This window comes from Metabacillus litoralis (assembly GCF_020524045.1).
GTDB classification, from domain to species: Bacteria; Bacillota; Bacilli; order Bacillales; family Bacillaceae; genus Metabacillus; species Metabacillus litoralis_C.
Map to the genome: position 1 here is coordinate 165,626 of NZ_JAIVKL010000010.1, position 8,670 is coordinate 174,295.

At 33.1% G+C, this 8,670-nt stretch carries 11 protein-coding genes; 5 read left to right on the top strand and 6 right to left on the bottom strand.

The window, feature by feature from the left end; genetic code table 11:
• Window positions 1-84: 84 nt before the first annotated feature.
• Window positions 85-1,305 carry an NO-inducible flavohemoprotein gene (hmpA, locus tag LC076_RS16235; RefSeq protein ID WP_226670149.1) on the bottom strand — a complete coding sequence of 407 codons (1,221 nt, stop codon included), beginning with the start codon at window positions 1,303-1,305 and terminating at the stop codon, window positions 85-87.
• Between the two features lie 190 nt (window positions 1,306-1,495).
• Between hmpA and LC076_RS16240 the strand changes: the two genes are divergently transcribed.
• The gene (locus tag LC076_RS16240; RefSeq protein ID WP_226670150.1) at window positions 1,496-1,942 is read left to right on the top strand and encodes an RrF2 family transcriptional regulator; all 447 of its coding nucleotides are present in this window, start codon (window positions 1,496-1,498) and stop codon (window positions 1,940-1,942) included.
• Window positions 1,943-2,080: 138 nt separating this feature from the next.
• Here the strand turns inward: LC076_RS16240 and LC076_RS16245 are convergent, their stop codons facing one another.
• Both LC076_RS16245 and LC076_RS16250 read right to left on the bottom strand, forming a co-directional pair.
• Window positions 2,081-2,431 carry a DUF3889 domain-containing protein gene (locus tag LC076_RS16245; protein WP_226670151.1) on the bottom strand — a complete coding sequence of 117 codons (351 nt, stop codon included), beginning with the start codon at window positions 2,429-2,431 and terminating at the stop codon, window positions 2,081-2,083.
• A gap of 59 nt (window positions 2,432-2,490) precedes the next feature.
• Complete coding sequence (locus tag LC076_RS16250) at window positions 2,491-3,462, bottom strand: M14 family zinc carboxypeptidase (protein WP_226670152.1); 972 nt, start codon at window positions 3,460-3,462, stop codon at window positions 2,491-2,493.
• Window positions 3,463-3,621: 159 nt separating this feature from the next.
• Between LC076_RS16250 and LC076_RS16255 the strand changes: the two genes are divergently transcribed.
• Window positions 3,622-3,864, top strand: a complete 243-nt coding sequence (locus LC076_RS16255) for a YhdB family protein (RefSeq protein WP_226670153.1) — start codon at window positions 3,622-3,624, stop codon at window positions 3,862-3,864.
• Between the two features lie 63 nt (window positions 3,865-3,927).
• Here the strand turns inward: LC076_RS16255 and LC076_RS16260 are convergent, their stop codons facing one another.
• Genes LC076_RS16260 through LC076_RS16270 form a run of 3 tightly spaced genes read right to left on the bottom strand, consistent with a single transcriptional unit; the run spans window position 3,928 to window position 6,260 of the window.
• Window positions 3,928-4,458: an NADPH-dependent FMN reductase gene (locus tag LC076_RS16260; RefSeq protein WP_226670154.1), complete on the bottom strand. Its 531-nt coding sequence runs from the start codon at window positions 4,456-4,458 to the stop codon at window positions 3,928-3,930.
• 20 nt (window positions 4,459-4,478) lie between these two features.
• Window positions 4,479-5,126, bottom strand: coding sequence for a response regulator (locus tag LC076_RS16265; protein ID WP_226670155.1), 648 nt, complete (start codon window positions 5,124-5,126; stop codon window positions 4,479-4,481).
• Window positions 5,127-5,132: 6 nt separating this feature from the next.
• The gene (locus tag LC076_RS16270) at window positions 5,133-6,260 is read right to left on the bottom strand and encodes a GAF domain-containing sensor histidine kinase (RefSeq protein ID WP_226670156.1); all 1,128 of its coding nucleotides are present in this window, start codon (window positions 6,258-6,260) and stop codon (window positions 5,133-5,135) included.
• 184 nt (window positions 6,261-6,444) lie between these two features.
• Between LC076_RS16270 and LC076_RS16275 the strand changes: the two genes are divergently transcribed.
• Genes LC076_RS16275 through LC076_RS16285 form a run of 3 tightly spaced genes read left to right on the top strand, consistent with a single transcriptional unit; the run spans window position 6,445 to window position 8,337 of the window.
• Window positions 6,445-6,816 (top strand): GntR family transcriptional regulator, encoded by a 372-nt coding sequence (locus tag LC076_RS16275; RefSeq protein WP_226670157.1) that lies wholly within the window; start codon window positions 6,445-6,447, stop codon window positions 6,814-6,816.
• A gap of 5 nt (window positions 6,817-6,821) precedes the next feature.
• A complete protein-coding gene (locus LC076_RS16280) occupies window positions 6,822-7,694 on the top strand; it encodes an ABC transporter ATP-binding protein (RefSeq protein ID WP_226670158.1) in 873 nt (290 codons plus the stop codon).
• On the top strand, window positions 7,678-8,337 hold the full coding sequence (locus LC076_RS16285; RefSeq protein WP_226670159.1) for an ABC-2 transporter permease: 660 nt from the start codon (window positions 7,678-7,680) through the stop codon (window positions 8,335-8,337). The genes LC076_RS16280 and LC076_RS16285 overlap by 17 nt, the downstream gene beginning before the upstream one ends.
• Window positions 8,338-8,670 lie beyond the last annotated feature (333 nt).

Consider the following 8,670-nt stretch of genomic DNA (forward strand, 5'->3'; position numbering starts at 1 on the left):
AAGCTATTGTTATCCTAAATGTATGTGCTTAGGAGAGAAAAGATGAAAGGGTTTGTTTATATTTAAAATTTAGTCTTCAAAAAATTAAGCATTTTGAGTTTCTTTTAAATTGATTGATGGTCCAAAAAATTCATAACGAATCGCATCTTCTTTGACATTTAGAGACTCTAACTGATCAATCATGCTTTTCATGAAAGGCGCTGGTCCGCAAATATAAAAAGAATGATCTTTGTCCGCTATTAAATTTTTAAAATTCCTTAAATTTATTCTTCCCTCAGAAATATGTTCACTTTCATCAATAGCAGTTACGCGATCGTAGTAGAAATATCCTTCTGCATTCATTAGTTTATTCAATGTTTCTTTTACTTCAAGTTTAAACGCATGAACTTCTTCATTTTTTGCAGCATGAATAAATGTAACAGGACGATTTGGTTGGTTCTCAGCGATATCCTTTAACATACTCATCATTGGTGTAATTCCAACACCACCACTAATAAGGAAAACCGGATTTTCCTCACGATCATCTAAAACAAAATCACCAGCCGGAGCCGTTATTGCTATTGTATCTCCTATATCCATATTATTATGAAGATAATTCGAAACCTTACCTTCCTCCTGAAGTTGTTCACCACTTTCTCGCTTTATAGAAATTCTTAAATATTTTTTTCCAGGTGAATCTGATAAGCTATATTGTCGATTTAATAGATATGTTTCGCCTGGTATCTCTAATCGAACTGTTACATATTGGCCCGGTTTAAAATTTGGAATCGTCGTTTCATCTTTTGCTTCTAAATAAAATGATGTAATCATTGAACTTTCTTTTTCTTTCCTAACAATTCGAAAATCCTTGAAGCCTTCCCATGCAACAGCTTTTGTTTGTTCATACATTTCCTGTTCTACATCAATAAACACACTAGCAATGACTCCATAAGCCTCTTCCCATGCTTTTAGAATATCTGGGGTAGCAGCGTCTCCTAATACATCTTTAATTGCTTTAAGTAAGTACTCTCCCACAATTGGGTAATGCTCTTTTTTCACATTCAAACTTCTATGTTTATATGCGATTTGTTTGACAGCTGGAAGCAGCACTTCTAATTGATCAATGTATGTTGCCGCTGCATAAACTGTATTGGCTAATGCCGTTTGTTGTCGTCCTTTTTTCTGGTTAACGAAATTAAAAATATTTAATAGTTCGGGATGAGCTTCAAACATTGTTTTATAAAAATAAGTAGTAATTTCTGTTCCTCGCTCAGCTAAAATTGGTGCTGTTGATTTAACAATTTCAATCGTTTTTTGAGAAAGCACATCATCATCTCCTAAAGATGTATTTAAAATATATCTTTAGGATAATGCACACACCTTTTAAAAGCAATATATTAAATACATCTTTAAAAATTTGTCACATTTACTTACATAAATTAAGATTTTAAAATAATATATGGTAAGATGAATAAAATAAAACATTTAGAAGTCAATGATATGTGAGGTCCTTTATATGCGCTTAACTCTATACACAGATTACTCTCTTAGAGTTTTAGTATTTTTAGCAACAAAACCAAAAGAAGAGCTATCAAATATAAAAGAAATTGCTGAAACTTATAATATATCCAAAAACCATTTAATGAAGGTTACGTATGAGTTAGGAAAAATGGATATTATCGAAACGATTAGAGGACGTAATGGTGGAATAAGGCTTGCTGTACCTCCAGAAGACATTAATATTGGAAAAGTTGTTCGTCAAACAGAAGAAGACTTCCATATTGTTGAGTGTTTTGATGAAGAGCGTAACCAATGTATCATCTCACCGGCTTGTGGATTAAAACATGTTTTGAATAAAGCTTTACAAGCTTACTTAGCCGTTTTAGATGAATATACTTTAGCGGACTTAGTGAAAAATCAGTCAGCTTTATTATCCTATTTCTCGATTAATCAATCGAACTAAAAGTTAAACTTGGACATGGCTCCACAAGACAAAAATAGTAAAAGCTAGCTACCTGTGTGAATGGTGTGCTAGCTTTTTAGCTTAAGGTTTTTTCGTCATTTTTGTTTCCTTTAAAAACTCTACTCGATACTACCTTACTTAAAAATCCCTCTCGTTACCCTCAACCATTTTCACCGTAATGAGCTTTCCTGTTTTCGGGTTAAACACAACATCAATCATAACAACAAAAACTCTTCCCTTTTTATTCGCTTTAACATGAAAAATATCCTTTGCTTCTTGCTCATTAACTTCCTCGCGTTTTACATATTTATAATCAATAAGCTCTGTGTCTGGATATTTTTCTTGTACCGATGAAATAGCAATACGACTCCATTTTTTATATTCTATATCAACATCATTATGCTCTCCATATGCTTTCATTCCAGCTGATAAAATAATAACAAAGGCAATAAATGTGAAGAATATTTTAGATAGTGAGATCGATTTCATATAATCCTCCGCTATTGTTTCTTTTGAATATAACTTGCCCTATTTTACCCGAGCTTATCCTACCTTTTCACATATTTCTCTGCATATTCCGCTAGTATGAGACCTATTGATTTATTTCTGTCCCATTCTTCATGGAAAACAGATAAAGGTGGATTTGTTTCGTCTACTAAGTAGCTTAGCTCAATAGTCATTGCGGGCTTTTGATAATTTTGAATAAACCAATCTGTATACCCTCCCCCTAATGCATCTCCTGGAGGATATGAAATTTTGTATCCAGTAACATCTGAAACCATTGTAGCTAATTTGGAATCACGTTGAAGATTTTCTAAAGAATTAAAATAATACCAAAACACTTCTCGACCTGAAGTATGATAGGCCACAGAAGCTAGTGGTTTTATTTCTTCAGTAAAAGTAAATAATGACTTTGTTTCACTAGCACTAAAGGGTTTTTCTCCCTTATAGTGTGAATAGGAGGCATAAGGTGTATTTCCATTAATTTCTTTCCAGCCTGCTGGATATTGACGATTAAGATCAACACCTTTTCCGTTCGCTTTCCATCTTTTAAAATTGTTTTCTCCCCCATTCATATCAATATAAATTTCTTGTAAGGAGAGTGGCAGATGTTCAACGCCTTTTTGCTGGATTGTTACACCATCTGGATTCACCATCGGGACAAACCAAATGGAAACACGATCTAATATATTCAAGCTATGTCCATATAATGAATACTTCTTATCATAAGCAGCTGTATAATTCTTCAACATTTCCATAATGATATGAGTTGTCAACCATTCTCGTCCATGATGACTTCCTGTTATGAGAACATTCTTTTTTCCTTCCCCTAGCTTAATCGCATAAATTTCACGACCAAACTCTGTATGACCTATCGATTTCATCTCTAAATTATATTTATGTGATAGCAATTTCAAATGATTTTCCATTCGTTCATATGTATACATTTCTGTTGCTGTACTTCTTATCGGATGAACCAATAAGAAAATAATCATAAAACAGTGAAATATTTTTTTCATATGCAAAACCCTTTTTTATTTTTAGGTTTCCATTATGTCTTACTTTTATAAGGGTAAACACTTCCAAGCCTTATAAATCAACAACACCAAGTTTTGCCCAGTAAGATCAAGAACATTTCACACACACTAAGCATATCTCCTTAAGAAGGAGGGATTTTAATGGACAGCAGTGTGGATTATGACAAAGCTTTATATTACACTCATCGTTCTCAGTGGGATAACCTACTCATCTTAATGGTTCGCACAAAGGACGATTTTCTTTCAAAAAAAATCGAACAATTTCTTCATGCATATAACTTTGAGCATGACTATCAGGAGGTAGAAAAACAACTCTACTCTCTTCTGCGATATATAGATCATGCTGTTGAACACCCAGAGTTGGAATATGTTCAACAAATATAAAAGCCATAGCACTCAAAAAAGACTGACAGTTGGTTACTGTTATAACCAATGTCAGTCTTTTTTTTAATTTTTGCTGATTTTTTTAAGTGCTTCAGTATATATTTCTAACTCTTCAACTAACTGATCAACAAGTAATGCAGGATCTTCTTTTATTTCTTTTTTATCATAATCGAAGCAATGAGGATCAAGAATTAATTGCTTTGCAATTGCATTAGCATAAACACCTCGCATAACCGTCCTCATGTTGTTTAGAGCATTTATCCCGCCTTTACCACCTCCAGCTATTGCAATAAGACCAACAGGTTTATGTGAAAAATGCTCGCTACTTAAGAAATCCAATGCATTTTTTAACGCTCCACTCATTGCATTATGATATTCAGGTGATAATAAAATAACAGAATCAGACTCACTAACCATCTTCTTTAGTTCTTTAATATCTTCTAACTCATTTTGCTCTTCTTCTCCATTAAACAAAGGGAGTTCTCTTGTACTTAAATCAAATAACAATCCATTGTGTTTTTTAGCAATAAATGAAGCTGCCATTCTTGTTCGTCCTGTTTTTCTTGGACTACCATTAATAACTAATACATTCATAAATTAATCTACTCCTTCATTTAATTCTCGATATATCCATTCTTCACAGCAAACAATGCTGCTTGAGTCCTGTCTGAAAGTTGCAGTTTAGAAAGGATATTAGATATATGGGTTTTCACTGTTTTTTCTGTAATAAATAGCGCCGATGCAATCTCTTTATTGCTTTTCCCTTTAGCCAGCTCGTTTAAAACTTCTTTTTCACGCTTCGTTAAATCATTAAACTTTGTTGATTCTTGTTTAGATCCTGAAGATAGATGTGTCATCACATGAGAAGTTACTTTTGGATGTAGTTTACTTTCTCCTTTTAATACATCACGAATCGTTTGCACTAATTCATCTGGCTCAATATCTTTTAACTGATAACCAGAAGCTCCTGCACGAATCGCTGGAATGACATGATCTTGATCTGCATAGCTCGTCAAAATGATAATTCTCACCTTATTGTTTGTTTCACGAATTGCTTTTGTTGCCTCAACACCGTCCATTTCAGGCATGGACAAATCCATTAACACAACATCAGGGCTTAATTCTGTCACCAATGTTACTGCTTCACGCCCATTTGTTGCTTCACCAACAATTTCAATGTCTTTTTGAGTTTTTAGGAAAAATAACAATCCTCTGCGAACCACATGATGATCATCAGCAATAAGTACTTTTATTTTATTCATATGAAACTACCCCCCTTTCTGTAACGGAATAAAAATTGTAATGATTGTGCCCTCACCATTACTACTATTTAACTTGAAGTTTCCGTCAATTTTTCTTACACGTTCCTTCATACCTCTTAGACCCATTGTAGGTAGTTGATTTTTTTCATCATAGTGAAACCCAATTCCCTTATCCTCAATAATCATTTGTACTGTATAATTCTTTCGTAAAAGAGAAAGCCAAACTTTATTTGTACCAGAATGTTTTTTGCAATTATTTAATGCTTCCTGTCCTATTCTCCACAGTTCTTCTTCAATATGACAAGGTAGTGTACACACACCTTCAATGTTCGAATCAACATTCAATCCTAAAACAGTAGCATAATTTAATAATGCTGAACCAATACCATTTTCTAAGCCTTGTGGTCTGAGCTGCCAAATGAGTCCTTTCATCTCAGTTAGTGCTTCTTGTGAAAGCTCCTGTATATATGAAAGCATCTCTTTTACTTCATTTTCTTTCGTTATTTCCTTTGTTCCTCTAGCAGTTAACATAATTGAAAATAACAATTGATTGACAGAATCGTGCAAATCTTGAGCAAGTCTGTTTCTTTCCTCTATTAATGCATGTTTCCGGTCTTTTTCAACAAGTTGTATTCTCTTGATTGCTGTTCCAATTTGAAATGCAACTGATTCTAATAAGGCAAGCTCTTCATCAGTGAAATGCGTTTTATTTGGAGATGCCATATTTAGCAAACCAAATTTTTCATTACCAGCCCGCAACGGAACAGTTGCATGATGCGTCATGCCATTTGTTTCTCCCCAATTATTTTCAATGGCATTCTCTATCCTTTTACAATTGATTATATTTGCTGCTTTATTTAAACGACCATCATGATACCGATCAATACACCAACAGTCACCTTCACACATGACCTTTTTCTTATTCCATGTGAGCCCTTTGGGTAAGTTATATTCTGCTGCTAATTCATATTCACCTTGATTATTTATTAAGAAAATCCACCCTGAATGAAGCTCAGTAAGCTTTAGTAATTCACATAAAATATCCTTAAGCATTTCTTTCACATCAGTTGCTTCATTTAATTTCTCTGCAATTATTTTAAGTGTATTTAGTTCTCGAATTCGTTTATCTTTCATCACATTAACTCTCCCAGCTTCAACAATTCCTTAACCATATTATAGCAATTTTTCATTTGATAAAACCTTCTCTATCTGAATGAAATTTTCTACAACCTTTGGAGTAGTTTTCCATTATTTGTTGACACAACTGTGCATACTGTATATATTATATATAAACAGTATGCACAAAGGAGGTGACTAATTGAATATTATTATTACTAACACAATCGATCAGCCAATCTATCTGCAGATTAAAACCCAAATAAAAGAACAAATATTACATGGCTCTCTAAAAGAAAAGGATAGTTTACCTTCGATAAGAAAACTTGCCAAAGATTTGCAAATTAGTGTGATTACTACAAAAAAGGCCTACGAAGAACTAGAAAAAGAAGGGTTTATTGAAACATATCCTGGAAAAGGTTCATATGTTGCTGGTCAAAATAGAGAACTACTAAAAGAACAGCAGTTAAAGTTAATTGAAACACATTTAACAAAAGTAATTGAAGAGAGTAAAGCTTTCGACATTAGTCTTGAAGAATTGAAAAACATTCTAACGCTACTTTATGAGGAGTGAAATATATGGAAAACATCGTTGAACTACGAGAAGTATCAAAAACTCGAAGTAATTTCTCAATCCAAAAGATTAATCTGGACATTAAAAAGGGATTTATTACAGGTTTAATAGGACCAAATGGGGCAGGTAAAACCACACTTATTCGTTGTATCATGAACTTACTTCATTTTGATTCTGGAACGATTGCACTCTTTGGTAAAACTCATGCTGAAGCGACAAAAGAAATTAAACAGCAAATTGGCTTTGTTTATGATGAAAACTATTTTTATGAAGATTTATCACTTGAACAAAATAAACGAATTGTCAGCATGTTTTATAGCAATTGGAATGAATCTATTTTCACTAATTATATAGCTAGATTTCAACTACCAAAGCATAAAAAAGTGAAAGACTTATCCAAGGGGATGAAAATGAAGTTCTCTCTTGCGATTGCTCTTTCACACGAACCATCACTTCTTATCATGGATGAACCAACATCTGGACTTGATCCTATCTTCAGAAGAGAACTACTTGATATTCTTTTAGAAATTATACAAGACGAAAATAAAGCAATATTCTTTTCAACACATATGACAAAGGATTTAGAACAAATAGCAGATTATATTACATTTCTCAATGAAGGAGAAGTTGTATTTAGCGAAGAAAAGGAAGTAGTTTTACAGCGGTATGTTCTTATAAAAGGACCACCAAAGGTTTTAGCAGAAGATGATCATTTCGCCAAAAAAATTATCGGCTTGAAAGAAACAGACGTTGGCTTTGAGGGACTTCTTTTACAAGATCATCTCAATTGTCACAATGATCTTATCATTGAAAAACCATCATTAGAAGATATCATGTATTACACAGTTAGGGGGAATCATTGTGGAAGCACTCATTAAAAAAGATATATTCACACTTCAAAAAAAGGTATTTTTTCTCTTACTACTATGGTTTATTCCTTTAACTAACTTTTTTACGGATGGATCTGCGTTCAAGCATCTTTTATTATTAATTTTCTATGGTTCAACACTTATACTGTATTCTAATTTCAATACATCATCATCAGAAGAGATGCAATCAAGATTAATTAATAGCTTGCCTGTTACAAGAAAACAAATTATTTTAAGTAAATATGTAGCAGGATGTATTTGGTTTGCTTTAGGCAGTGTTTTAGTTACAGCTTACGTAATTCTATTTCATCAATTTGCACCTTTTCCATCTCGATTAATTTATCCTGCGGAATATATCATCTGTTTAGCGATTGTTTATTTATTTTTAGCGATATTTTACCCATTTTTATATGCTGTCGGCTATAAAGCAGCTTCATTTTTGTCGGTTATTGTTTTTGTCAGTATCTTAATGTTTTTTCAAATCTCGATAAACCTTTCTGAAAACCCCAAATACCCAGCAGTAAAAGATTTTATAGACTCATTAACCCAAAATCAATGGATCATAGCGGGATTCCTTTCATTTCTTAGCTTAGTCTTGACGATAATCTCGTATAAGATAGCCGTTAGAGTTTACGAGAAGAAAGATTTTTAGTATGTTACATTTTTCATAGTACTTTTCTAATGTTTGAATTACAATATGTTCCACTCTAATAATAGGAGGTTGGGACATAAATATTAAGCAAGGTTTTATTTGCTGTCATCAATAGATTTTTTGATTTTGCATACTATTTTTAAGAACTAGTGGAATGGAGCGGAAGACAATCGACTCCTACGGGAATTGAGGAAAGGCTGAGACCCCGCAGGCATGCCGAGGAGGCTCAGCTTCAATGTCATCAAGCTAAGAAACCAATAATTTACATCTACATCATACCTATGGTAGTTTACAAGTGTTTTTAACGCTTGTTTTAGATCTAGTCTCTAAAAA

Excerpts from the sequence above, each read along its gene's own strand:
- LC076_RS16240 (WP_226670150.1), top strand. The coding sequence starts at position 1,496 with ATGCGCTTAACTCTATACACAGATTACTCTCTTAGAGTTTTAGTATTT.
- LC076_RS16245 (WP_226670151.1), bottom strand. The coding sequence starts at position 2,431 with ATGAAATCGATCTCACTATCTAAAATATTCTTCACATTTATTGCCTTT.
- LC076_RS16250 (WP_226670152.1), bottom strand. The coding sequence starts at position 3,462 with ATGAAAAAAATATTTCACTGTTTTATGATTATTTTCTTATTGGTTCAT.
- LC076_RS16255 (WP_226670153.1), top strand. The coding sequence starts at position 3,622 with ATGGACAGCAGTGTGGATTATGACAAAGCTTTATATTACACTCATCGT.
- LC076_RS16260 (WP_226670154.1), bottom strand. The coding sequence starts at position 4,458 with ATGAATGTATTAGTTATTAATGGTAGTCCAAGAAAAACAGGACGAACA.
- LC076_RS16265 (WP_226670155.1), bottom strand. The coding sequence starts at position 5,126 with ATGAATAAAATAAAAGTACTTATTGCTGATGATCATCATGTGGTTCGC.
- LC076_RS16270 (WP_226670156.1), bottom strand. The coding sequence starts at position 6,260 with ATGAAAGATAAACGAATTCGAGAACTAAATACACTTAAAATAATTGCA.
- LC076_RS16280 (WP_226670158.1), top strand. The coding sequence starts at position 6,822 with ATGGAAAACATCGTTGAACTACGAGAAGTATCAAAAACTCGAAGTAAT.